Origin of the sequence: Paenibacillus sabuli (assembly GCF_014705605.1) — a bacterium.
In the GTDB taxonomy this organism is placed as follows: Bacteria; Bacillota; Bacilli; order Paenibacillales; family Paenibacillaceae; genus Paenibacillus_D; species Paenibacillus_D sabuli.
In genome coordinates, this window is the sequence record NZ_JACXIZ010000011.1 from 86967 (window position 1) to 110478 (window position 23512).

Genomic DNA, 23512 nt, shown 5'->3' on the forward strand with positions numbered 1-23512 from the left:
AAAAATGATAGAACGCCATGCCCCAAAAAAAGTAGACTGCTAGACATCGAAAAAGCGGCCGAAAGGGCAGACAAGCTGCAGTTCGGCCGCTGCGGGTTCAGGCGCCTGTCAGTGCGTATATGCCCCGGCATTGGAAGGGTCGACGGCGCCATGCAGCGCCGCGTTGAGGCCGCTGGCAATAATGTTGGCCATGTCCTCGATGAACTGGTCGACCTCCTTGGGCGTGACGAGCAAGTCGTGCCCGATCGGTTGCAGCACCTCCTTGACGAGCTGGAGACGCTCCGTCTCGGGCAGCTCCGGCAGCATCCCCATGATCGGACCGGTGTTGCCTTCGTGCCGCTCGAAGTGGCGCGCCATCATGTCGATGCAGCCGTTGACGATGGTCGAAGCGTAGACGACGGTCGGCACCCCGATTGCGATCGTCGGCACGCCCATGATCTCCCGCGTAATGCCGATTCGCTTATTGCCGATGCCGGAGCCGGGATGAATGCCGGTATCGGCAATCTGAATGGTCGTATTGACGCGTTCGAGCGCCTTCGAGGCCAGGGCATCAATGGCGATGATCAGATCGGGCTTCGACTGGCCGACGATGCCGTGCACGATCTCGCTGGATTCGATCCCCGTCGTCCCCAGCACGCCGGGTGCGACCGCGCTGACCGGCCGGTACCCCGGCGCCACCTTGTCCGGCATTAATTCAAAAAAATGCCGCGTAATCATTACATTTTCTACGACCAGCGGCCCGAGCGCGTCAGGCGTCACGTTCCAATTGCCGAGTCCCACGATCAGCACCTTGGCCTCGGGCGAAATGCCGACGCGTGACAAAAACGCTTCAAACTCGCGGGCAAACTGTTCGGTCACGCGATTTTGCAGCACGGTGTCCTGCGTGCGCAGCTCCGGTACCTCCAGCGTCACGTAATGGCCGATCATTTTTCCGATTGCGGCCGCCCCTTGTTCGCTGTCCACCGCCAGTCGGGTGATCCGGATGCCGTCCTGCTCGTCCACCTGCGACGTGATGCCGGGAATGGCGCCGCCAGGCCGCTCCGCCTCCTCTTTGGCCTCCAGGGCCAGGTCCGTGCGTACGGCATATTGTTGAAGATCCAGTTCGCTCATGGGCATAGCTGCTCCTCTCGATTCTAGTCATGCTTTACGCTACTAGTGTGCGCTTGCGGCCAGCGATTTTATACCGCCGGCGCAGCGCCTCGCGGAAGCGGCGACGCGGACAAGAAGTATTGCATTTTATGGCTGCGCATGCTAATATATTTTAAGTTGTGTTGCAGCGACTGCAAGACTGTTCCTGTACAGGAGGTGAAAGCCATGCCAAACATTAAATCCGCCATTAAACGCGTCAAAACCGGAGAAAAACGCCGTGCCTTGAACGCTTCGCAAAAGTCCGCGCTTCGTACGGCGGTCAAAGCTGCCGATCAAGCAACCGCCGGCACTGACGTAGAAGCGGCCAAAGCGGCCTACGCCGTCGCTTCGAAAAAGCTGGACAAAGCGGTTACGAAAGGCCTGCTTCATAAAAACGCGGCTGCCCGCAAAAAGTCCCGTCTGGCGAAAAAGATCAACACGCTTTCCGCTCAGGCTTAACCCGGACTTTACGCATGCGTTCCGCGAAAAATAGACAAGTATAGGCCAATTCATATACTTTCTATTCTTAAAAAAACGACCGCCAGTGGCGGTCGTTTTTTTTAGCTGTGTGCTGACAACCTTGCCGTTTCGCCAGCGGAGCCTGGATGAGGTCAGGTCATCCCATTACGTACGAATGCCAACATCGTGGCCTTGGGCGCATATTTCCAGCAAAAACAGCTCGAGTCCCAGCGCTTTATCAAGCCGGCCGGTTTTCATTTGATAATCCAGCTCGGCCAGCTTGGCCAAATGGGCAGCCAGTACGCCACGTGCAAACCGTCTGCTTTTTTCGGCCGCAAGCTTGACGGCATAGGGATGCAGTCCGAGCTGTGCAGCGATTTGCTGCTGACCGTATTGCTGCCCGTCCAGCTCCTTGATCTGCAGCATGATCCGAAATTGCCGAGCCAGCAGCGCGGCAATCTTGATCGGTTCCTCGCGGCGCAGCAGCAGCGCCCGGTAGATCGCGATCGCCTTGCCCGCCTCCAGGGCGGTAATCGCGTCTACTAGCGCAAAAACGTCCTCGTCCACCGTCGCCTCGGTCAATGCCTCGACGTGATCCGGTGCAATGCGGCCATCCGGACCGGCATGCAGACAGAGCTTGTCCAGTTCCTGCGCGACCCGCTGCAAATCGCCGCCGCAGCGCACGGCCAGCAGCTCGGCTGCGGCTTCGGCCAGCTCGCGCCGCTGCTCCTGCACGCGCCGCTGCATCCAGCGCATGAGCTCGGCGCCCTGCAGCTCGGCGAAGGGCAGCAGGGCATCCTGATCCTTCAGCCGCTTGACCAGCTTGCGCCGTTCGTCGAGCTTGTCCGCCAGCACCATCAGCACGATCGTGCTCGTCTCGCTTGGCTGCTTCAAATACTCGAGCAGCCGATCCGGTTGATGTTCCAGCTTGGCCGTCTCCTTGCCGCCGGCGGCCAGCAAGGTTTGGTCGCGCACGATGACAATTTTGCGCGGCACAAAAAACGGCACCGTCTCCGCCTCCAATACGGCTTCTTCGATCGGCGCATCGGCGGTGTTGAATTTGACGACGCCCAGCTGCCGTTCATCCGGCTGCAGCAGACATTCGGTCATAAACGCGACAAATTCCTGCATTCGAAAACGATCCTTGCCGTATAGCACATAGACGGGACGAGGCTGTCCCTCCTTTAATTCCTTGGCCGCGGTACGCTGGTTCACGGGCGCCGCCTCCTTTCGATATTCAGGCACAACGGAGGGATGAAGCCACCTGCCCGGCTTCATCCCTCCGCCCTTGATCATCTATATAAACATTCCCGGCAAAGGTCCATGGCCGCTTCGCCGAAAACGGTCATACAAAGTCAAGGCTCACAACTTGTAAGGCCAATGCGTGCACGTTGCTTGACGGCCTCCGGTGATACCTTACTATACGCAGCGCGGGCCGCAAGTGTGCATTTACCCGCGCCTATTGCGCGCTTTCCGACAGGTTCGCAATATTCACCACATATTGCCGGCTCTGCTCGCCCGCTTCGACCTCGTAGGCCAGCGTAGCGCCGTCATCCGACCAGACGACGTTGACGATGCGTCCATCGTCCTTGCGGCTCTCGAACAGCAGCGCTCCGGACTCCGCGTTGCGCAGCTGCAGCGTGCTGCCGGAGACGACCGCCTCGTACGCGCCGTCCGGCGAAGGCACGCCTGGCGAGGCAAGCGCATCGCCGGAGGCGATGCCGATCGTCTGCGATTTTTCGGGCACGTAGCCGCCGGCCCCGCCCCGGGGCGCATCAGACTGCGTGTCATCGGCCATGTCGCCGCTCGCGTCGGCCTCATCTTGGCGTGCCGGAGCGGCTGTGTCCGTATCCTGCTCGGCCTGAGGCGCGCCGTCGCCTGCGCTTTGGGGCGCCTGCAGCTGCTCCGCACGCGTCTCGTCGGCATCGGCAGCAGGCGCTGCTGCGCCGTCCTCCTCCGCGGCCGGGGCCGCAGGCGTCTCCTGCGGAGCGCGACCCTCGCTTGCCGTCGGCGCCAGCGGCGCTTTGGCCGGAGAGTCGGCCGGAGCAGCGGGCGCCGACTCAGTGCCTGACGGCAGCTCTTCTGCTTGCGACGCATCCGCATTCTGATCCGCATCGCTTGTGGACGCCGCATTGTCCGCAGCCGCCCCTCCGGCAGGCTCTGCATTGTCCGCAGCCGCGGCGCCATCGTCGCTCGAATTCGCCGCTCCGCCGTTCGCCTCCTCCGTCTCCTGAGGCGCTGCGCCGCCCGAGGCCGTGCTCCGGTCTGTCATGCCGGCTGCGCCGTCCTCCGGAGCAGCCGACGACGATTCATCGCTGCCGGAGGCCGTCTCATTATGTTCCATACGCTGCGCCATCGATTCGTCCGCAGCTGTGCTCTGGTTGGCCATTTTGGAGCTGAGCGGGGCCTCGTCGGCGCTGTAGCTCGCATTGTCGCTCGCGCCGGGTCCGCCGATGAGCGCGGGGTCGAACGTGACGATGAACAGTCCGACGACGACCGCCGCCGCCAGCGCGCCGCCGGCAGCGCGGGTAGACCAGCGCTTCGTCCAGGGCAAGCGCCTCGCGCGCGTCGGGCTCGTCTGTGCAGGGGCTGGCGCATCGGCCTGCGCAGCCGGTGCCGCCGACGTCGCGGGCGCGGCGATGCGCTCGGCCCGCTCCAGCTCCTCGAGCTTCGGCAGGATGGCATCGACCAGGCTATGGCTGGGCGAGACGCGCGGCAGGTTTTCCAGATCGGCAGACAGCTTGCTTAATCGTTCGTACATATCGGCGCAGTCCGGGCATTGCCTCGTATGGCTCGTCAAGATTTCGGATTCCCGCTCGTCGAGATCTCCGTCCAGCTGACGTTGCATCAGTTCCATCACCTCTTGACAGTTCATCCTCGGACACCACCCTTCTGATAATCTTGGAGCAACGATTGCAGCTGTTGCCTTGCGCGAAACAGATAAGATTTGACCGTGTTGAGCGGCAAATCGAGCGAATCGGCAATTTCATTGTACGAGAAATCCTGCATGTATCGAAGCACCACGACGGTCCGATGATGCTCGGGCAGCTTGTCGATCGCCTCGCGGATATCCTTGGCCACGTAGCCGGACATGACCTCGTCCTCGACGTTCTGCTTCTCCCGAAACACCATATCGTGCTCGTCGATCGATACCGTCGGCTTGCTGCGCCGAAACTTGTCGATGCAGATATTCGTGACAATGCGCTGCACCCATGTTTTGAACTGGGCTTTTTCCTCATATGAACCGATTTTGGTATATACGCGGATGAGCGCCTCCTGCGCTGCGTCGAGCGCATCCTGTTCATTATTGAGTATATAATAGGCTGTCCGGTAGACATGGGTTTCAATCTCCCGCAACAGAGTGATCAAGGCGTCGCGATCGCCCGATTGAGCGGCTCTAATGAGACCAGGCTCCACCACCAAGGGTCCCCCTCTCTTGCAACCTTTCAGACGGAAAGGCTGTTCAAAATGTTGCAGCACTGGCACTTGAAACGAAAAAAACGAGTCCTAATCCATCCTTAAGAATAGCAGAAAAGCCCCCCCTCGTATAGCCTTGCAGCCGGCCAGGCCCGCTGTCATTCCTTTCCTTGTGCAAGCGCGCTGCGCCACTGCATGCGTCCGGGTCCAATGCGCAGCTGAACTTCCCCGTCCAGATCGGTGCGCAGGCTGACAACCCCGGCGGCGGCCAGCTTGCCGGTCACGTCGGGATGCGGGTGCCCGTACGTGTTGGTGCGGCCGACGGAGATCAGCGCAACGGCAGGCTGCCAGTAGGCGAGCCATTCGTCGCTCGTCGAGAAGCGGCTGCCGTGATGGGCCACCTTGAGCAGATCGATAGGTGTCAGGGCTTGCTCCTCTGCCGGCATTTCATTTGCAGCGTCTTGAAGCTGCTCTATAATTTTGCGTTCCGTATCGGCGCCGATGTCGCCGGTCAGCAGCAGCTTGCGCTCGTATAGCTGCAGCCACAGCACGACGCTGCGCTCGTTCTGCTCCTCCGCTACAGGCAGCCCCCCCTCTGCCGACCCGGTGCATTCGTTCGTGCCGGGAGAGGCGGGCGCAGGCCACAGCACCCGCAGCTGGACGTGAGGCTCCATCTGCCAGCTCTGGCCGGCGCAGCCGGCATAGACCGGGACCCCCAGCCGTAAGGCGGTCTCCAGCAGCGCGGTCGCGTCCTCCGACGGCTTGATCGTCCCGGCCAGTAGCAGCCGCTTGACCGGGATCGCTTCCAGCACGGCCTGCATGCCGCCGATATGATCGGTATCCAGATGCGTCGCCACGAGCAGATCGAGCTGCTGCACGCCGCGCTGCAGCAGCAGCGGCACGACCACCTTGCGGCCGATCTCGAACGGATCGCGCCGACGCCGCCACTGCTCGTCCTCGCCGAGATAATCGAAGGTCCCGCCGCTGTCGACCAGGATATGCCCGCCCGTCGGCGTCCGCACCAGGATCGCATCCCCCTGTCCGACATCGAGCACCTCCACGTAGGCGGCGCGATCGAAGCGATCCGGCGCGGCGGCATAGATCAACATGGCGCCCAGCAGCAGCGCGCCCAGCCCTGCGCCGCGCACGAGCGCGCGCCGGCGCATCGGCACCCGGGCCACGCTTGCCGAAGCGGCGCCTGCCTGCGGCCTGAGCGGCGCGGTCTGCGCCCCGCCGTCGATGCCGAGCGGCACCGTGTCGTCCGGCCGTGCCGGAGCGGCGCCATTATCGGGATGAGCCCTGGCCGCCGCCCAGCGAAATCCCGCCAGCAGCAAGCCATAATACAGCACAATCCACCATACGGGCGGCGAAGGCCAGATGGTCCGCATCTGCATGAGCCGATTCGCCTCTTCAATCAGCGTGAACATCCCGCCGCTCAGCGCCGATACGCCGTCGGCGAGCCCTTGTGCGCCGGCCCGCCACACCATGGACAATAGCAGCGATAGCGTGCCTGCCGGCAGCACCAGCATGGAGATCAGCGGCACCAGCACGATATTGGCAAGCAGCGAGAGCAGATTGAATTGATTGAAATAATAAATGGTCATGGGAAACGAAACGAGCTGCGCCACGACGGAGACCGAGAGGAGATCCAGCGCCGCGGAGAAGCGCTTCGTGCGGGGCAGCAGCTTGCGAAGCGGCGACACGCCGACGATCAGCCCGCCCGTAACCAAAAACGAGAGCTGAAAGCTGACGTTCTCCAGCATGTACGGATCAACGATTACCATCGCCAGGGCGGCGGCAGCCAAAACGTGCAAGCCGTCCTTCAGCTTGTGCCGCTTGGCCGCGTAGAGGCCGAGCATCGCCATCAGGCCGGCGCGGATGACCGAAGGCGCCGCCCCCGAGAGCAGTACATAGCAGGGAATGGCGCCGAGCAGCACATTCAGCTTGCTCTCGCGGGCCAGCGGAAGCGGACGCATCGCCAGATTCAACCCATAGAGCACGACCCCGACGTGCAGACCGGAGATCGCCAGGATATGGGTCAAGCCCAATAAAGAAAATTGCCGATACTGCTCGGCGTCGAGCTCGTCTCTCAAGCCGACGAGCAGGCTCTTCATAAAACCGGCGTACGGCTCCGCGTACAGCGACGCGAGCCGCTCGGCCATCGCGGCGCGCAGCGCGTCGATATAACTGAGCAGGGCTGCAGGCGTCCAGCCCGATCCCTGCGAGATGGCAATGTCGTCCGTCCCCTCGGCTTGCAGCACCCAATGAACGCGCTGCCTGCGCAAATAATCGCGGTAATCGAAGGCGCCGATATTGGTCGCGGCGCTCGGCGGCGCGAGCTCGCCGGAGATGACGATACGCGCCCCTCTCCGCCAATCGGCAACCTCGTCTGCTTCTTCCGGCGCCGTCAGCTTCAATTGGACGAGCATGCGCTCCTTCTGTGGTATAACGTCCTCTCCCACGCTGAATGCGAGCGTTTCTGCGCGCACATGCAGGCTCGCCCGATCCCCGTCCGTCTCCACCGGCGAGACGATCGTTCCGGTCAATTGCACCGGGTACGCGGCGGCCGGCATCTGGGCGGCTGCGGCGCGCCACGCCTCACCGAGCGCCGACTCGTTGTGCACGTCGCTCCAGATTCGCTGACCCGCGGCCAGGACAAACGCCGTGAGGCAGAGCGCGCAGTCCCGCCGTCTGGCGCCTCCGAGCAGGAGCAGGGTCAGCATGACGGCGGCCAAGGCGCCGCCCGCCAGCAGCGTTCCCATCGGAGCGAGCGCAGCTGCGGCGGCCGATCCGCCGAGCCAGCAAGCGGCGAATGCGAGCAGCGGCCGACTAGTTATGATCATTTCGGGATGCACCTCCGAAAAATTTAGAAAAGGATAGAGGAAATCATTTACTTTCTATTATTTTAAAAAAAAGAACCTTTTCACATCGAAAAAAAACGATGTGAAAAGGTTCTTCCTTTTCGCAATTAGATTCGGTTGCAAAGAGCCGGCTCGGCAGAAGCAATCAAGGCGCCGGCTCCATACGCGTCTGCTCCGGCGGCTGATAGCCGCCCAGCTGCCGGAATCGCATTCCCTTTTTCTCCATTAATTGCAGCACTTTATCGTGATCCTTCAGGTAAGGGCGATGATACACGATCTCCTGTACGCCGCTGTTGGCCAGCATGTTGGCGCAGGTCCAGCACGGCTGATCGGTGACATACACCGTGGAGCCCTCCCGATCGACGCGGTCGGTGAACAGCAGCAGGTTCTGCTCGGCGTGGATCGTGCGGATGCAGCGCTCCTTTTTCACCATTTTTTCTTGCTCGCCTTCGCGCACGAGCTCGTATTCGCCGACGATCATGCAGCCCGCCTCCGAGCAATCGGATACGCCCATCGGGGCGCCGTTGTACGCTGTGCCGAGCAGCTTTTTGCCCTGCACGAGCACGGCTCCGACATGGCGTCTCGGGCAGCGGGATCGCGTAGAGACCATGTAGGCGATATCCATGAAGTACGTGTCCCAATCCTTGCGGGACGCCTGATGCTGCGCCATCGTCACCCTTCCTTTCGTACCGGGGCGCTGAGCGCGCCTTAGCCCTGACTGACCTGCAGCGCTTGCTCGAGATCGGCGATGATGTCCTCGATGCCCTCGGTGCCGATCGAGAGGCGCACCATGCCCGGCGACACGCCGGCCGCCGTCTGCTCCTCCTCGCGCAGCTGCTGATGGGTCGTGCTCGCCGGGTGAATGATCAGCGACTTGGAGTCGCCCACATTGGCGAGATGCGACAGCAGCTCTACCGCGTGGATCAGCTTGCGACCGGCCTCCAGCCCGCCCTTGACACCGAAGGTCATGATCGCGCCCTGTCCCTCCGGCATGTATTTCTTCGCCAGATCGTAGGAAGGGTGGCTCGACAGACCAGGGTAGTTGACCCACTCCACCGCCTCATGGCCTTCGAGGAATTGCGCGACGCGCAGCGCATTGGCGCTGTGCCGCTCCATCCGCAGATGCAGCGTCTCCAGCCCCTGCAGGAACATGAAGCCGTTGAATGGCGACATCGCCGCGCCCATATCGCGCAGCAACTGCACCCGGGCCTTGATGATGAAGGCGATCGGACCGACCGCCTCGGTATAGACGACGCCGTGGTAGCTCGGGTCCGGCTCGGTCAGGCCCGGGAATTTGCCGCTGGCCTTCCAGTCGAAGCTGCCGCCGTCGACGATCAGACCGCCGATCGAGGTGCCATGGCCGCCGATGAATTTGGTCGCAGAGTGGACCACGATGTCGGCGCCGTGCTCCAGCGGCCGGCACAGATACGGCGTCGGGAAGGTGTTGTCCACGATGAGCGGCACGCCGTGCGCATGCGCAATGTTCGCCACCGCCTCCAGATCGAGGACGTCGCCCTTCGGATTGCCGATCGTTTCGGCGTACACCGCCTTCGTCTTGTCCGTCAGCGCCGCGCGGAAATTGTCCGGGTCGGACGGATCGACGAACTTGACGGTCACGCCCAGCTTCGGCAGCGTCGTGGAGAACAGGTTGTATGTACCGCCGTAGAGGCTGGCCGAAGCGACGATCTCATCGCCCGAGCCGGCAATGTTCAGGATCGAATACGTAATGGCCGCTTGGCCGGACGCGACGGCCAGCGCCGCCGCCCCGCCCTCCAGCGCGGCGATCCGCTTCTCGAGGACGTCGTTGGTCGGATTCATGATGCGCGAGTAGATATTTCCGAATTCCTTCAGACCGAACAGGTTCGCGGCATGCTCGGTATCGCGAAATCCGTACGAGGTCGTCTGATAGATCGGGACGGCCCGAGACATCGTCGTCGGATCGATTTCCTGGCCGCCGTGAACGGCAATGGTAGCAAGCGATTGTTTTTTGGTATCAGACATGGATAAGGTTTCCTCCTCTTCCCTAATATGATTCATTCCTCTTCCTTTCTATTCTCGCACATCTACCGGGTACACGACAATGTCAGCTTTCAAATTTTCCAAAGTTTTCTCGCCGATGCCCGTCACCCGCAGCAAATCCTCCGCTTGCGCAAAAGGTCCGTTGGTCTCGCGATCGTCCACAATCGCTTGCGCCTTGGCCGGCCCTATGCCCTGCAGCGCCTGCAGCTCGGCCGCGCTCGCCGCATTGAGATCGACGGGCCCCTCAGGCTCGCTCGCAGCGGCGGCCGCTTCCTGGGCGGCGGCCATGCCCTCCAGCGCCAGCGACACTGCGGCGTCTACCCGCTGCCAGGGCACGTCCTCGTCGGCAGGACGCTCCAGCGTGACGGCCGCGACGGCAAGACACAGCGCGGCTGCGGCGAGCAGCGCTGCCAGTCCGCGCCCCCCGGAGCGACGGCGCTGCCTGCCTTGCAGTGATCGTTTCATCTCTTGCACCTTCCCTTCGTCGAAATTTTTCCCGGATTCGCTCGAATCATGCGGTATTTCGGGCAAGCCGCTCTGCATACGCTAGGAAGAGCAGCCGCTACGGTATTTCCCCTATTAAGTAAGAAGGAGGGATTCAGATGAAAGTCGGATTCATCGGCACCGGCAGCATGGGCAGTCTGCTCATTGATGCGTTCATTCGCTCCGGCGCTCTGCAGCCCCAGCAAATCCGCGCCGCCAATCGAACCCGTGCAAAGGCGGAGCGGCTGGCCATCCGGCATCCCGGTCTGCAAGCGGTCGCGTCCAACCTGGAGGCTGTGCTCGGCTGCGAGCTCGTCTTCCTGTGCGTCAAGCCGCTGGAGTATCGCCAGGTGCTGGACGAAATAAAGGCCAGCATGCAGCCGGAACAGATGATCGTCTCGATCACAAGTCCAGTGCTTCTGGCCCAATTGGAAGATATGATGCCGTGCAAAGTCGCCAAAATGATTCCGAGCATTACGAACGACGTGTTCAGCGGCGTCGTCCTGTGCACCTACGGCAGCCGCGCTTCCGCCGCCGACTGCGAGCGGCTGGAGGCGCTGCTCGGCTCCATTGGCCGACCGCTGCAGATCGACGAGGCGTACACGCGCATTGCCTCCGATCTGTCGAGCTGCGGTCCGGCATTTTTTGCTTTTTTGCTGCAAAAGTACATTGACGCCGCCGTAGAGGAGACCGGCATTGCGCGCGAAGAGGCGTCCCGGCTTGCCTCGAGCATGCTGCTCGGCACCGGCAAGCTGCTTACCGACGGCGCCCTGTCGCCCGAGCAGCTGCAAGCCCGCGTCAGCGTCCCCGGCGGCATCACCGCCAAGGCGCTGCGCATGCTCGATACCGAGCTCGACGGCGTCTTCAACCGCCTCATCCGCACGACGCACGCCAAGTTCGCCGAGGATGTGGAAAAGGTCGGCATCTCGCTGTACGGCGAAAAAATCAACGGCTCTTAATTCGCAACAATGTTGACGAGCTTGCCTTTGACGGCAATGATTTTGCGGACGGTTTTGCCGGAAATGGCCGCCTGCACCTTGTCCAGCACCCGGGCGGCGCGCTCCAACTCCGCCCCTTCCAGGTCGGCCGCAACCGCCAGGCGCTGCACGATCTTGCCGTTGACCTGGACGACGATCTCGACCTCCTGGTCGACGGTCAGCGCCTCGTCGTAGGACGGCCAGACGGAGTGGCTCACCGATTCGGCATGGCCCAGGCGCGCCCACAGCTCCTCGGCGATATGCGGAGCGACCGGCGCGAGCAGCTGGACAAAATGCGTCATCGCCTCCCGCGGCAGCGCGTCGGCCTTGTACGCTTCATTGGTGAAGATCATCAGCTGGCTGATCGCCGTATTGAAGCGGAGTTGCTCATAATCGTCCGTCACTTTTTTGATCGTGCGATGCCAGGTGCGGCGCAGGCCTTCCTCGCCGGGAACGTCCGCGATCTTCGAATTGAGCGCGCCGTCCTCCGCGACGAACAGCCGCCACACCCGGCTAAGGAAGCGGTGCACGCCTTCGACGCCGCTTCCGTTCCACGGCTTGGTCGCCTCCAGCGGTCCCATGAACATCTCGTACATGCGCAGCGTATCGGCGCCGTACGAGCCGACGATTTCGTCGGGGTTGATGACGTTGCCGCGCGATTTGCTCATTTTCTCGTTGTTTGTGCCGAGGATCATGCCCTGGTTGACGAGCTTTTGGAACGGCTCCTTGGTGGAGACGACGCCGATGTCGTAGAGCACCTTGTGCCAGAACCGCGCATAGAGCAGATGCAGCACCGCATGCTCGGCGCCGCCGATATACAGATCGACCGGCAGCCACTGCTCCTGCTTGTCCGGGGCGCAGAGCTGCTCGCTGTTGTGCGGATCGATGTAGCGCAGATAATACCAGCAGCTGCCGGCCCATTGGGGCATCGTATTCGTCTCGCGGCGCGCCCGCTGGCCGGTCTCCGGATCGACCGTCTCCACCCAGTCCGCGACGACCGCCAGCGGCGATTCGCCCGTCCCCGACGGCGTGATCTGATCGACGTCCGGCAGCAGCAGCGGCAGCTCCTCCTCGGGCACCGGCTTCATCGTGCCGTCCTCCAGATGCAGGATCGGGATCGGCTCGCCCCAGTAGCGCTGGCGGCTGAACAGCCAGTCCCGCAGGCGATACGTGACTTTGCCGCGACCCTTGCCCTGCTCTTCCAGCCAAGCGATCATACGCGGGATCGCTTCCGCATTGTGCAGCCCGTCGAGGATGCCCGAGCCGACGTGCGGACCGTCTCCCGTATACGCCTCCTCGGTCACGTCCCCGCCCTGCACGACCTCCACGATCGGCAGCCCGAATTGGGAGGCGAACTCCCAGTCGCGCTGATCGTGTCCGGGCACCGCCATGATGGCGCCGGTGCCATAGCCCGCCAGCACATAGTCGGCGATCCAGATCGGCACGCGCTCCCCGCTCACGGGATTGCGCGCGTAGGCGCCGGTGAATTCGCCCGACTTGGTCTTGGCCAGATCGGTGCGCTCCAGATCGCTCTTGCGCGCCGCTGCGTCCCGATAGGCGATGACTGCCTCCCGGCGATCGGCGGTGACGATCGCGTCGACCAGCTCATGCTCCGGCGCCAGCACGCAATACGTCGCTCCGAATAATGTGTCCGGGCGCGTCGTGAACACCTCCAGCGCGCGGTCGGTGCCGTCGATCGGGAAGGTCACCTCGGCGCCGGTCGACTTGCCGATCCAGTTGCGCTGCATGTCCTTGATGCTCTCCGCCCAGTCCAGCTCCTCCAGGTCTTCGAGCAGCCGCTCGGCGTAGGCCGTGATCTTGAGCACCCATTGGCGCATCGGCTTGCGCACGACCGGATGGCCGCCGCGCTCGCTGAGGCCGTCGATGACCTCTTCGTTGGCCAGCACCGTGCCGAGCGCCTCGCACCAGTTCACCGGCACTTCCGCTACATAGGCGAGTCCGCGCTTGTAGAGCTGAATGAAGATCCATTGGGTCCACTTGTAGTAGTCGGGATCGGTCGTGCTCAGCTCGCGATCCCAATCGTACGAGAAGCCCAGCGATTTAATTTGCCGACGGAAGTTGTCGATATTTTTGAACGTAATGTCGCGCGGATGCTGCCCGGTGTCGAGCGCATGCTGCTCGGCGGGCAGGCCGAATGCGTCCCAGCCCATCGGATGCAGCACGTTGAAGCCGCGCATCCGTTTGTAGCGCGCGACGATATCCGTCGCCGTGTATCCCTCGGGATGCCCGACGTGCAGCCCCGCTCCGGACGGATAAGGGAACATGTCCAGCGCATAAAATTTCGGCTTGTCCGCATCCTCCGTCGTTTTAAAGGTTTTATGTTCTTCCCAGTGCCGCTGCCATTTCGGCTCGATGACAAGCGGATTGTATCCCTGTTCCTGACTCATGTGCGAAGCCTCCTCAACTTGCTTTCCAGTATAGCACCATGCCGGCTTGATTGGCTATGTATTTAGCGGCGGGCGACGAAGAAGAGACGCTGCGCATCGGCGTCCGGGGCGCTGAGCTCAAAATCCGCAAAGCAGCGCGCATCGGAAAAGCCGGCCCGGCGCAGCGCGCCGACCAGCCATTGCGCCTCGTATGCGCGCTGGACGTGCACTTCCTCAAACCGGATGAAGCGCTCGCCCGACTCCCGCGCAAAAATCGTCAGCCGGTGCTCGATCTCCATCCGGCGGCTGTCGAGCTCGCTCGTCCAGATATAAGCGACGTCGCGCTCGTCCAGCACGAACGGCTGCTCCTCGGCGTAACGACGCAGCTGGGACGGCGCATGCGCGTCAAAAAGAAACAAGCCGCCCGGCTTCAGTCCGCGGCAGGTGGCGCGAAACGCGGCCTCCACATCCTCTTCTTCGGTCAAATAATTGATGCAATCGCAAAACGATATCGCCGCATCGACAGGCTCCGGCAGCTCCCAATCGCGCAGATCCTGCTGCAGCCAGCGGATGGAGCCCGCGCTCGACGGCATCGCCCGCTGCGGCGACGTCTCCCACTTGCTGCGCGCCACGGCGAGCATATCCGCCGACAGGTCGATTCCGAACACCTCGAAGCCCGACTTCGCCAGCGGAATGGCAATGCTGCCCGTACCGCAGCCCAGATCGGCCACGGTGCGCGGCATTTCGCCGCGTTCCCAGACCTGTCTGGCGAAGCGCAGCCACGCCGGGTAAGGCATATCCTCCATCAACCGGTCATAGACCGACGCGAACTGGCGATAAGCGCACATATTGTTCTCTCCTATATTCGTCTATTCGGGGGCCTCTTCAGCTGCGTCCTGCGCCTTGTCTTCCGCCAGGTGCGTCCAGCTGCCTTTCTGGGTGACCGCGCCCTCGCGCATGAGCTTGCCGAGCGCGCGCTTGAACGCCGCCTTGCTGATGCCGAAGCGCTGCTTGATGACCTCCGGCGGCGTCTCGTCCGAGTACGGCATCGCGCCGCCGGGACGCTCCCGCAGGAAGGCCAGCAGCCGGGCCGCATCCTCCGTGCGCCCGATCTCCTTGGGCGGGGTCATCGCCAGATTGGCGCGGCCGTCCTCGCGGATGTAGGTGACACGGGCCCGTACGCGCTCGCCCATGCGCAGCGGCCGCGTGCGCGCCTCGTCCGGGATCATGCCGTACGCGCCAAAGCCGACATCGCCGCCGTCGAGCAGCACAAAAGAACCGAGCTGCAGCGTCTTGGTGACCCAGCCCTCGACCCAGCTGTTGCGCCATGCGTCAGGCACCGAAAAAACGAGCGGCGCCAGATCCTCCTCGCGCGCGACAGCTGCAATCAGCCGCCCGGCCTTGTCCTGCTCCATGCGCACGAACACTTCATCGCCGCGCTGCGGCCGATACTCGCGCTGCTCCGGCAGCTCGGAGAGCGGCAGCAGCAGCTGGCGTCCGAGCCCGATCTCGAGGAAGCAGCCGAGCCGCGGATGGATATCCGCCACCACCAGGCGTCCGAGCTCGCCCAAGGCGAGCAGCGGACGCTTCATCGTCGCCGCCGGACGGTCCTCCGTATCGAAGAACAGGAACACCTCGATCGCGTCTCCGATCTGCGGACGGTCGCCGACAATCTCGCTATAGTGCAGCAGTACTTCTTGATCGTCCTCGCCGACATAGTAGCCGTTAGGCTCCACCTCGCGCTTGACCTCGAGCGTGCGGTACGTGCCCGCGACCAGGCTCATGCGAATTCCTCGACCTTGGCATCCGACCACAGCCGCTCAATGTTGTAATACTCCCGCTCCTCGCGGTGAAACACGTGCACGACGACATCGCCCAGGTCCATCAGCACCCAGCGCGCCGTGTCCATCCCCTCGACGCCGCGCATCCGTCCGCCCGCTTCCTCGACCCGCTTGCGCACCTCGGTGACGATCGACTGGACCTGGACGTCCGAATTGCCGTGGCAGATGACGAAATAGTCCGCCACCAGCGAAACGTTCTCCAGATTCAGCGCGACGATATTTTGTGCCTTCTTTTCCTCCGCCGCATGTACGGCGATCTGCATGAATGCTCTCGAACTTACGGTCATCGCTTACCCTCCTTCGGTCATCAAATCGTTTCTTGCCAATACAGTCAATGGATAAATTCTTTTCTTCTTGGCTAGCAAATATGCAATCGTCGTATCGAAGCCCTCGATCAGCGCCCCCCGCAAATCGTGCTCGGCCAGCGTCCGAATCTGCTCCACGCCCGGGAAATTGCGACCCGGCTCGATCAGATCGGCCAGCCATACGACCCGCTCCAGCAGCGACATCCGCTCCCGACCCGAGGTATGATAGCGAATCGCGTCCAGCACCTCGGGATCGCGGACGTCATAGTCGCGGCCCGCGGCGTAGGCGCCCGCGTGGGCATGCCAGAGTTCCTTGTCGTATGCCAGAACGTCCGTGTAGCGATTTTCCTCCACTATGGCCTCGCGCATGCGCTCCACCGGCCAAAACTTGGCTACGTCGTGCAGAATCGCGGCCAGCTCGGCGCGTTCCGGCTCGGCGCCGAAGCGGCGCGCGAGCACGATCGAGGTCTGCATGACGCCTTCGGTATGCTGCCAGCGGCGCTCGGGCATCTGCGTCCTGACCGCTTCGATCAGCGCTTTACGCTCCATATAGGCCGTTCCTCAAAATAAACTGGCGCACCTTGTCCGGCACGAGGAAGCGAATCGAGCGCCCGGCGGCGCAGCGCTCGCGGATTTCGGTCGAGGATACCCCCATTTGCGGCATGTCGCAGATCCGCAGCCGCTCGCGCAAATAAGCCGGCAAGCTGGCGCAGTCCAGCTCTACGCCCGGACGACGCAGCGCGATAAACGACACGCCCCGGGCCAGCTCCTCGATGCGATGCCATTGCGCCAGATCGTTGACCCGATCGGCGCCGATAATGACCGCAAATTCCCGCTCCGGGTACTGCTCGCGCAGCGCGGCCACCGTATCGATGGTGAAGGAGGTGCCTTCACGCTCCAGCTCGATCGGCATCGCCCGGAAATGAGGTTGAAAGTCGATGGCGCGAAACACCATTTCGAGCCGCTGTTCGCCCGATGCCTGCGGCGCATGCGGCTTGAGCGGCGGATGATGGCTCGGTACGAACCATACCTCGTCCAGCCCGAGCTGCTCGCGCGCCGATTCGGCAGCCAGCAAATGGCCGTAATGAATCGGGTCGAAGGTGCCTCCCATCAATCCGACTTGCAGCATTTTTTGTCCTCCTTTGCGGCCGTTCTAGGCCCGCGGCAGCTCAATCGTTTTGTGGTCTTTGGATTCCTTGTAGAGCACGATCGTTTTGCCGATGACCTGCACCAGCTCGGCCCCTGATTCACTGGCAAGCTGCTCGCCGAGCGCCTTCGGGTCGTCCAGGCAGTTGTTCAGCACGGAGATTTTCATCAGCTCGCGCGTTTCGATCGCTTCCTGAATGTGGCGCACGAGGTGCGCGTTGTAGCCGCCCTTGCCGATCTGGAAGATCGGCTGCAGATGGTGCGCTTCTCCGCGAAGATAGCGTTTTTGTTTTCCGGTCAGCATAGGTATATACTCCTCTTCGATATGAATGAATCCTGTCGCCGCGACCAGGCCTTCACGTGAAGGCGCGCAGCACGACCTCGCGCATCGCAGCCACCGGAGCGGGACGGCCGGTCCAATATTCGAAGGCAAGCGCGCCCTGGTAGACGAACATGCCCAGTCCGCCGTGAATGCGGCAGCCGCGCTGCTCCGCCTCGCGCAAAAATCGCGTCACCATCGGGTTGTAGATGAGATCGCTGGCCACCGCGCCCGGACGCAGCCATCCGGCGTCGAGCGGGACTTCATCCGTTGACGGGTGCATCCCCACGCTCGTCGTATTGATGACGATATCCGCGTCCGCGCACAGCCGCGCCAGCGCGCCGCTGTCCGCCGCGGCGACCGTGCCGTAAGGCGCCAGGTCGCGCGCCAGCGCCTCGGCCTTGGCCAGCGTACGGTTGACGACCGTGATCGCGCCGGGCCGCTCCTTTGTCAGCGCGTAGAGCACGCCGCGCGCGGCGCCTCCTGCGCCCAGCACGACAATGCGCTTGCCCGCGAGTTCCGGCTCGACCTCCTCCTTGAGCGAGCGCACATAGCCGAGTCCGTCGGTATTGTACCCGGTCAGCACGCCGTCGTCGTTGACGATCGTATTGACTGCGCCGATCGCCCGGCTGCTCTCGTCGATGCGGTCAAGATGCGGCATGATGTCGAGCTTGTGCGGGATTGTCACATTGACGCCCCGTACCCCCATGGCGCGCACACCGGCGACAAAGTCGCCCAATTGCTCCTTTTTGACGTGAAACGCCGTGTATACGCCGTTGATCCCTGCCTCTGCGAACGCCCGGTTGAGCATCAGCGGGGACTTGGAATGGCGAATCGGATCGCCGATGACGGCATAGAGCACCGTATGGCTGTCCACCTGAATAATGTCCTGCATATGATCGAAGTCTCCTATATGTTCCATACTTTCTATTCTTTTTAAATTAACGCGTCGCGCAGCAGCACCTTGACGCCCTTCGGCGCATGAACGTCCAGCAGCGCGCCGCCGCTGCCGTTGACGGCAATCCAGCCGAGGCCGGAAATGTACACATCCTTGGCCGCGCCGGCGGGCACGCGCAGCGAATGGCGCGTCCAGGCCGGCAGATCGGCCAGTTCGTCCCGGGTCGGCGGGGTCAGCAGTTCCCCGCGATGCTCCTCGTACAGCGCGTCCGCGCGCTCGAGCTTGGTCCGATGCACCTTGACCCCGGCGCCGGCATAGACCGTGAACGATTGCCGCTCGCCCTCTGCAAAATCGAGCCGGGCCAGCGCGCCGAAAAACAGCGTCTGGCCGCTGTTCAACTGATACACGAGCGGCTTGATTGGCTTCTCCGGCATGAGCGCCCCGAGAATGCGGCGCGGCACCAGCTCCGTCAGACGCGACGGGTATACGATGCCGGGCGTGTCGACGATGCTCGCGCCGTCTTCGAGCGGAATGCGGATCTCGCCCAGCGTCGTGCCGGGGTAACGCGACACCGTCACTTCATTGTCGAGGTCGCTGTAATCGCGGATCAGGCGGTTGATCATCGTCGACTTGCCGGCATTGGTCGCGCCGACGACGTAGACGTCCCGGCCAGAGCGCTGGCGCTCGATCGCATCGATCAGCTTGTCCATGCCGAGCCCGCGCTTCGCGCTGAACAAAATCACGTCCACCGTGCGAATGCCGGCCAGCTTGGCCTGCTGCTGCACCCAATTGCGAATTCGGTTCAAGTTGACCGCCTTCGGCAGAAGGTCCACTTTGTTGACGGCCAGCAGAACCGGATTGTTGCCGACGAAGCGGCCGAGGCCGCCGATCAGACTGCCCTCAAAATCAAAAACGTCCACAATATGGACGACCAGACTGCGCGTGGCGGCAATGCCGCCGAGCAGTCGCAAATAATCGTCCTGATCGACGGCCACCGTAGCGGCTTCGTTGTAATTTTTGATGCGAAAGCAGCGCTGGCACACCGCCGGCGAGCGCGTCAGCGCAGACGCCGGCACGTAGCCGGGTCGCGCTGCATCCAGCGTCTGCAGCTCGGCGCCGCAGCCCGAGCAGACAGGCGCCGTATCCGTTCCATTCACTTCTTGTCCTCCTCCGGCCACAGGCCTTTTTTGCGCAGCCTGGCAAGCGCGATCTTTTCGATTCCGCGATTGATCTTGGTCATGATGCCCTCGTCCTTGGGCGCGATCGGCGTGACCAAAATCGTATGTAGCCCCATCCGGCTGCCGCCGAGCATGTCGGTCAGCATCTGGTCGCCGACGACCGCCGTCTGGTCGGCCGGCAGATCCAGCACCTGCAGCGCCCGTCTGAACGCCTTGGAGGCGGGCTTGCGGGCCGCGTGGATGAACGGGATGCTCAGCGGCTCCGAGAAGTTCGAGACCCGCGTCATGTTGTTGTTGGACACGATGACGACCTTGAAGCCGAGCGCGCGCAAATCGTCCAGCCAGTCAATCAGCTCGGGCGTCGCGCTCGGGTCGCGTGCGCCGACCAGCGTATTATCCAGGTCGGTAATGATGCCGCGCAGCCCAAGTTCATGCAGTTTTTGCAAATCAATATCATAAATCGTGTTGACGATCATTTTCGGCAGCAGCCGCTTAAACATGTCCCCGACCCCTTTGAATCCAACCTTTCATCATAGCAAAAACTATACCATAATCCGTGAATTTGTTGCAAAGAAAAGCCGGAATCCGCTGTTTTCGGATTCCGGCGTGCGAATCGCTAAAGCTTTTCTCTGAGCTGCTTGATGCGCGCGGCGGCCAGCTCCGCCTCCTCGCTCGTCACCAGTCGCCCGCTATACTTGGCCAGTTCGAACGATTGCAGCACCGCTTGAAAATCGTCAAGCAGGTAGCTGCGCTCGCCTCCCCAGCGCCGAATCGCTTCACGCAACGTCTCGTGCTCTGCGTATTGCAGCCCTTTGCGGCGACAATCGCGCAGCAACCGCTCCATCTCCCACACGATGCGCTGATTGGCCGTATAATGGCGGAGTCTCCAATTGCGCGCCGAGGCAAGCAGCTGGCGGCGCCTGAGCACCGTCCACGCGGCCAACAGCGCGACCATGGCCGCTCCGACGAAGGGCATCCAGTTCGTCCGCCGATCCGGCGCCGTCTCCGGCGCGGACTCGACCGGCGCGGCCGGTTCGACTTCTTCCACCGACACCTCCGGCTCTTCCTCGGCATAGCTGTACGGGAAGCTGAAGCCCGCGGTCGGCTCGAAGGCAATCCAGCCGTAGCCTTCAAAGTACGCCTCCACCCAGCTGTGCGCATCTGCGTTGCGGACTGTATAGGTGCCCGAGCCTTCCGGGTTCAGCTCCAGCTCGTCCGGCATCGATTCCATGAACGGATCGGCCGGCAGCACCCCCGGGGCATAGCCCTTGACCCAGCGGGTCGGCACGCCGATCGTGCGGCCCATGACCGCCAGCGCGCTCGAATAATAATCGCAGTAGCCCTCCTGCACCTCGAACAAAAACGCGTCGACAAAATCGTCGCTCTCCCGCCGCGAAAGATCGGGCGTGTTCGTATAGGGGAACGTGAGCTTGAGATAATCCTCGAGCGCGCGCATGCGCTCGTAATCCGATTCGGCAGCGGCCGTAATCTCCTCGGCCAGATCCATGACGCGCTGCGGCAAGCCGTCCGGCAGCTGCAGGTACGTCTGGCGCTGCTGCGAGCTGTCCAGCTCGGCAGCGGCCGCGCGCAGGCCCTCCTCGTCCAGGATCGGAACCTCGGAGACGATCGAGTAGACCTGCGGATAGGCTGCGCGCTCATCCTCCTCCGGCCAGCGCAGCTCCCACGAGTAGGGCAGCCATGCGACACGGCCGGGAATACGCACCTGAGCCTCCCCGTCCCCCAGCGACATCAGGCGAGAGATCGGCGCCGCGCCGAACAGCACCGGCAGCGCGTCTTCTCTGAGCATCGTCACCGTCTGCGCGACCTCGATCGTCTCCACGTCTGCGCCTGGGCCGCCCAGCCTCTGCAGCTCCTCCTCGTTCATCAGTCCGATCACCGACGATTCCCGGCGCTCGGCGGATCCGTCTTCCCAGCCCGTACCGGTATACAGCCCCTTCGTCTCGCCGCGCCAATAGCTGCGCCGGGTCGTCGTGATCTCCATGATCGGCGAATAATCGAACTGAAAGCCGTCGCCCAGCTCGCTGTCGCCCCGACTGTAGCCGGAGCGACTGTCTCCCGCGTTGTCCGCGGGACTGCCGCTAAGCCCTTTGTCGCCTACGAAGGAGGGCACCGTCTCGCCGCGCGATTCCTTCCAGGCGGTATAAGGGTCCTTGAACACGGGGGCGATATTCGGAACGAACAGACCCGAGGCCATGACCAGCGCCAGCACGAGCAAGGTCGGCATAATGAGCGACACCGGGTACTGCAGCAGATGCTTCCAGCTCTCCGGATGCTTCGACTGGAAGCGCCACAGATGCTCGGCAATCAGCCACGCGAGTCCGACGAACACGGTCCAGGCCACATTGTCCCAGAGCAGCAGCGGGCTGAAGGAATCCGCTACGAGCAGCGTGAGCAAACAGATCGAGACCAGCATAAGCACCTGCATGCGGGTAATGGTCCACAAGGCGGCAAATTGATACAGCAGCCATACCCCCAGGCTGATCCAGAGAAATGGCTCCAGTTGCGTAAGATTGGCGGAGAACCAATCGCGCCACGCCACACTCTCCCGCCAGGGCTCATCCGATCTCGGCACCCAGGCATAGCCGGTATAATGGATATTGATTGCGATTAGCGCGAGCAATTGGAGCAGCAGCCGCACCCATCGTCGTCCGGCCAGGAGCATTTCGGCCGCCGTGCTCAAGGCAAGCACGACAAACACGATCTGGAAGGTCTCCTCCCACCAGTAGTCCTCCAGGCTAAAAAACCACTGCCAGAGCAGGATGGCAACAAATAAATATTTCAGCTTGCGGTACCATTCCTGCGCCAAATATCGGCGTACAGCGTCAAACACTGGATGCATGGTGCGCGCCTCCTTCCAGTGCGGCAGGAAGCTCTTGGAGATGCCCGATCGTATAGAGGGGCCAGCCGTGGCTGCGCACAAGCCGCTGCCAGTGCAGCGCTTCTGGCGTCTTGTCCGCAGGCGCCTGCAGATGAATGAGACAGGGAGCAAGGCCCTTGCGGTCCAGCCATTGCATCGTGCGCAGCATTTCCTCGCCGCCCTGCGGACTGACGATCACGGCGATCGAGCCGGACGGCAGCAGCTCCGCGGCCTGACGCATCGAGCTATACAGCGCAGACTGCCCGTCGCAAGCGACGCCCGTCAGATGCTTGGCGATCAAGCTGCGCTGCTCCTCTGAGGCACGCGGCAAAAACCCTTCCTTCGTCGCCCCGGACGACACGAGGCCCGTCGCCGTCTCGCGCCGCAATCCGAAATCAGCCAGCGAAGCCGCCGTCGACACGGCCAGCTCGAAGAACTCCGGCTGCGGGTAAGCCGCCTCGCAGCGATCCAGCACGATAACCGACCTCGGCATCGCCTCGCGTTCGAATTCCTTTGACTTCCATTCGCCCGACTTGGCCGTCGCATTCCAATGAATGCGCGAGAGGCGGTCGCCGTAGTGATAATCCCGCACCCCGTTGAGCTGGGTCGTTTCCTTCATTGAGCGCAGCGCCGTGGCATGCGAATAGGGGCCCTTCATGCCGCGGTGCAGCTCATTCCAGTGGCGGATGCGAATTTTTTGGGGAAGCACGCTGAAGCGGTGCGCGGACTCAAATGTCCCGTCGTGCTCGAACAGCCCAAATACGTCCCGTGTGGAGCATACCGTCGGCGAAAAGCGGTAGTGCCCGCGGCTAAGCGGAGGCGTCAGGTACGTAATCGAGCCGTGGCGCCGGAAATCCGGCACAAACGAGACCTCGAACGGCATATCCTTGCCGCCCTGCCGCACGAGCCGCTCGCGCACCAGCACATAAGGAATCGGCCACAGTCCGGGGATGCGAAATTGGAGCTCGATCTTCAGCCGGGTGCCGGCCTCCAGCACAGTCTGCTGAGCCCCGCCGGCCTGAACCAGTCTGCGCTCGCCGCTGATCTTGCTGATGCCGCTCCAGCGTCCGAGCAACAGATACAAAAAAAGCACGTTCACAATCATAAAAAGCATAAGAGCCGTTTTGCCGCCTTGGAACAACATATATAATGCGCTGCTGGCGTACACTCCAGCAGCCAGGCGCCAGCGAAAGGCCGACAAAGGCGCGCGAGTCAT

22 protein-coding genes are annotated in these 23512 nt (G+C 62.6%); 2 read left to right on the top strand and 20 right to left on the bottom strand.

Annotated elements, in window-relative coordinates; translation table 11 throughout:
- Nucleotides 1–108: 108 nt before the first annotated feature.
- Complete coding sequence (gpr, locus tag IDH44_RS04690; RefSeq protein ID WP_190915192.1) at nt 109–1110, bottom strand: GPR endopeptidase; 1002 nt, start codon at nt 1108–1110, stop codon at nt 109–111.
- A gap of 204 nt (nt 1111–1314) precedes the next feature.
- Here gpr and rpsT point away from each other — a divergent pair, with 204 nt between their 5' ends.
- The gene (gene rpsT / locus IDH44_RS04695) at nt 1315–1587 is read left to right on the top strand and encodes a 30S ribosomal protein S20 (RefSeq protein ID WP_190915194.1); all 273 of its coding nucleotides are present in this window, start codon (nt 1315–1317) and stop codon (nt 1585–1587) included.
- Between the two features lie 165 nt (nt 1588–1752).
- Here the strand turns inward: rpsT and holA are convergent, their stop codons facing one another.
- The 7 genes from holA to IDH44_RS04730 form a co-directional block, all read right to left on the bottom strand.
- Complete coding sequence (gene holA / locus IDH44_RS04700; RefSeq protein ID WP_190915196.1) at nt 1753–2802, bottom strand: DNA polymerase III subunit delta; 1050 nt, start codon at nt 2800–2802, stop codon at nt 1753–1755.
- Nucleotides 2803–3046: 244 nt separating this feature from the next.
- On the bottom strand, nt 3047–4462 hold the full coding sequence (locus tag IDH44_RS04705) for an anti-sigma factor family protein (protein WP_190915198.1): 1416 nt from the start codon (nt 4460–4462) through the stop codon (nt 3047–3049).
- Complete coding sequence (locus IDH44_RS04710; RefSeq protein WP_190915200.1) at nt 4459–5007, bottom strand: RNA polymerase sigma factor; 549 nt, start codon at nt 5005–5007, stop codon at nt 4459–4461. The genes IDH44_RS04705 and IDH44_RS04710 overlap by 4 nt, the downstream gene beginning before the upstream one ends.
- A gap of 155 nt (nt 5008–5162) precedes the next feature.
- Nucleotides 5163–7847, bottom strand: coding sequence for a ComEC/Rec2 family competence protein (locus tag IDH44_RS04715; RefSeq protein ID WP_190915203.1), 2685 nt, complete (start codon nt 7845–7847; stop codon nt 5163–5165).
- 163 nt (nt 7848–8010) lie between these two features.
- A complete protein-coding gene (locus tag IDH44_RS04720; protein ID WP_190915205.1) occupies nt 8011–8535 on the bottom strand; it encodes a deoxycytidylate deaminase in 525 nt (174 codons plus the stop codon).
- Between the two features lie 38 nt (nt 8536–8573).
- Nucleotides 8574–9866 (bottom strand): homocysteine synthase, encoded by a 1293-nt coding sequence (locus IDH44_RS04725; protein ID WP_190915207.1) that lies wholly within the window; start codon nt 9864–9866, stop codon nt 8574–8576.
- Nucleotides 9867–9914: 48 nt separating this feature from the next.
- Complete coding sequence (locus IDH44_RS04730; protein ID WP_223869373.1) at nt 9915–10349, bottom strand: ComEA family DNA-binding protein; 435 nt, start codon at nt 10347–10349, stop codon at nt 9915–9917.
- Nucleotides 10350–10486: 137 nt separating this feature from the next.
- Here IDH44_RS04730 and comER point away from each other — a divergent pair, with 137 nt between their 5' ends.
- Nucleotides 10487–11326 (top strand): late competence protein ComER, encoded by an 840-nt coding sequence (gene comER / locus IDH44_RS04735; protein ID WP_190915211.1) that lies wholly within the window; start codon nt 10487–10489, stop codon nt 11324–11326.
- On the opposite strand, the gene leuS is transcribed toward comER, so the two are convergent.
- The 12 genes from leuS to IDH44_RS04795 all read right to left on the bottom strand — a co-directional run bounded on the left by leuS (nt 11323) and on the right by IDH44_RS04795 (nt 23410).
- The gene (gene leuS, locus IDH44_RS04740) at nt 11323–13752 is read right to left on the bottom strand and encodes a leucine--tRNA ligase (RefSeq protein ID WP_190915213.1); all 2430 of its coding nucleotides are present in this window, start codon (nt 13750–13752) and stop codon (nt 11323–11325) included. The genes comER and leuS overlap by 4 nt on opposite strands.
- Nucleotides 13753–13814: 62 nt before the next feature.
- Nucleotides 13815–14579 carry a class I SAM-dependent DNA methyltransferase gene (locus IDH44_RS04745; protein WP_190915216.1) on the bottom strand — a complete coding sequence of 255 codons (765 nt, stop codon included), beginning with the start codon at nt 14577–14579 and terminating at the stop codon, nt 13815–13817.
- Nucleotides 14580–14600: 21 nt separating this feature from the next.
- Nucleotides 14601–15515, bottom strand: coding sequence for a CvfB family protein (locus tag IDH44_RS04750; RefSeq protein WP_190915218.1), 915 nt, complete (start codon nt 15513–15515; stop codon nt 14601–14603).
- Complete coding sequence (gene rsfS, locus IDH44_RS04755; protein ID WP_190915220.1) at nt 15512–15859, bottom strand: ribosome silencing factor; 348 nt, start codon at nt 15857–15859, stop codon at nt 15512–15514. Before rsfS ends, IDH44_RS04750 begins: the two co-directional genes overlap by 4 nt.
- A 3-nt stretch (nt 15860–15862) precedes the next feature.
- A complete protein-coding gene (gene yqeK, locus IDH44_RS04760; RefSeq protein WP_190915222.1) occupies nt 15863–16426 on the bottom strand; it encodes a bis(5'-nucleosyl)-tetraphosphatase (symmetrical) YqeK in 564 nt (187 codons plus the stop codon).
- Nucleotides 16416–17006 carry a nicotinate-nucleotide adenylyltransferase gene (gene nadD, locus IDH44_RS04765; RefSeq protein WP_190915224.1) on the bottom strand — a complete coding sequence of 197 codons (591 nt, stop codon included), beginning with the start codon at nt 17004–17006 and terminating at the stop codon, nt 16416–16418. The genes yqeK and nadD overlap by 11 nt, the downstream gene beginning before the upstream one ends.
- Nucleotides 17007–17030: 24 nt before the next feature.
- Nucleotides 17031–17327 carry a ribosome assembly RNA-binding protein YhbY gene (yhbY, locus tag IDH44_RS04770; RefSeq protein ID WP_190915226.1) on the bottom strand — a complete coding sequence of 99 codons (297 nt, stop codon included), beginning with the start codon at nt 17325–17327 and terminating at the stop codon, nt 17031–17033.
- A gap of 52 nt (nt 17328–17379) precedes the next feature.
- Entirely contained in the window at nt 17380–18237 is an 858-nt protein-coding gene (gene aroE, locus IDH44_RS04775; RefSeq protein ID WP_190915227.1) for a shikimate dehydrogenase, read from the bottom strand.
- A 41-nt stretch (nt 18238–18278) separates the two neighbouring features.
- A complete protein-coding gene (gene yqeH, locus IDH44_RS04780) occupies nt 18279–19397 on the bottom strand; it encodes a ribosome biogenesis GTPase YqeH (protein ID WP_190915229.1) in 1119 nt (372 codons plus the stop codon).
- The gene (locus IDH44_RS04785) at nt 19394–19918 is read right to left on the bottom strand and encodes a YqeG family HAD IIIA-type phosphatase (protein WP_190915231.1); all 525 of its coding nucleotides are present in this window, start codon (nt 19916–19918) and stop codon (nt 19394–19396) included. Before IDH44_RS04785 ends, yqeH begins: the two co-directional genes overlap by 4 nt.
- 116 nt (nt 19919–20034) lie before the next feature.
- Nucleotides 20035–22278, bottom strand: coding sequence for a DUF4129 domain-containing transglutaminase family protein (locus IDH44_RS04790; RefSeq protein WP_190915233.1), 2244 nt, complete (start codon nt 22276–22278; stop codon nt 20035–20037).
- Nucleotides 22262–23410, bottom strand: a complete 1149-nt coding sequence (locus tag IDH44_RS04795) for a DUF58 domain-containing protein (protein ID WP_223869374.1) — start codon at nt 23408–23410, stop codon at nt 22262–22264. The genes IDH44_RS04790 and IDH44_RS04795 overlap by 17 nt, the downstream gene beginning before the upstream one ends.
- Nucleotides 23411–23512 lie beyond the last annotated feature (102 nt).

What these genes read in the sequence shown, in the direction of transcription:
- IDH44_RS04730 (WP_223869373.1), bottom strand. Translation starts at nt 10,349, where the DNA reads ATGAAACGATCACTGCAAGGCAGGCAGCGCCGTCGCTCCGGGGGGCGC.
- gpr (WP_190915192.1), bottom strand. Translation starts at nt 1,110, where the DNA reads ATGAGCGAACTGGATCTTCAACAATATGCCGTACGCACGGACCTGGCC.
- IDH44_RS04725 (WP_190915207.1), bottom strand. Translation starts at nt 9,866, where the DNA reads ATGTCTGATACCAAAAAACAATCGCTTGCTACCATTGCCGTTCACGGC.
- IDH44_RS04715 (WP_190915203.1), bottom strand. Translation starts at nt 7,847, where the DNA reads ATGATCATAACTAGTCGGCCGCTGCTCGCATTCGCCGCTTGCTGGCTC.
- rpsT (WP_190915194.1), top strand. Translation starts at nt 1,315, where the DNA reads ATGCCAAACATTAAATCCGCCATTAAACGCGTCAAAACCGGAGAAAAA.
- rsfS (WP_190915220.1), bottom strand. Translation starts at nt 15,859, where the DNA reads ATGACCGTAAGTTCGAGAGCATTCATGCAGATCGCCGTACATGCGGCG.
- yhbY (WP_190915226.1), bottom strand. Translation starts at nt 17,327, where the DNA reads ATGCTGACCGGAAAACAAAAACGCTATCTTCGCGGAGAAGCGCACCAT.
- IDH44_RS04785 (WP_190915231.1), bottom strand. Translation starts at nt 19,918, where the DNA reads ATGTTTAAGCGGCTGCTGCCGAAAATGATCGTCAACACGATTTATGAT.
- yqeK (WP_190915222.1), bottom strand. Translation starts at nt 16,426, where the DNA reads ATGGAGCGTAAAGCGCTGATCGAAGCGGTCAGGACGCAGATGCCCGAG.
- IDH44_RS04720 (WP_190915205.1), bottom strand. Translation starts at nt 8,535, where the DNA reads ATGGCGCAGCATCAGGCGTCCCGCAAGGATTGGGACACGTACTTCATG.
- IDH44_RS04750 (WP_190915218.1), bottom strand. Translation starts at nt 15,515, where the DNA reads ATGAGCCTGGTCGCGGGCACGTACCGCACGCTCGAGGTCAAGCGCGAG.
- comER (WP_190915211.1), top strand. Translation starts at nt 10,487, where the DNA reads ATGAAAGTCGGATTCATCGGCACCGGCAGCATGGGCAGTCTGCTCATT.
- nadD (WP_190915224.1), bottom strand. Translation starts at nt 17,006, where the DNA reads ATGCTGCAAGTCGGATTGATGGGAGGCACCTTCGACCCGATTCATTAC.
- IDH44_RS04745 (WP_190915216.1), bottom strand. Translation starts at nt 14,579, where the DNA reads ATGTGCGCTTATCGCCAGTTCGCGTCGGTCTATGACCGGTTGATGGAG.
- IDH44_RS04705 (WP_190915198.1), bottom strand. Translation starts at nt 4,462, where the DNA reads ATGAACTGTCAAGAGGTGATGGAACTGATGCAACGTCAGCTGGACGGA.
- aroE (WP_190915227.1), bottom strand. Translation starts at nt 18,237, where the DNA reads ATGCAGGACATTATTCAGGTGGACAGCCATACGGTGCTCTATGCCGTC.
- IDH44_RS04790 (WP_190915233.1), bottom strand. Translation starts at nt 22,278, where the DNA reads ATGCATCCAGTGTTTGACGCTGTACGCCGATATTTGGCGCAGGAATGG.
- IDH44_RS04795 (WP_223869374.1), bottom strand. Translation starts at nt 23,410, where the DNA reads ATGCTTTTTATGATTGTGAACGTGCTTTTTTTGTATCTGTTGCTCGGA.
- leuS (WP_190915213.1), bottom strand. Translation starts at nt 13,752, where the DNA reads ATGAGTCAGGAACAGGGATACAATCCGCTTGTCATCGAGCCGAAATGG.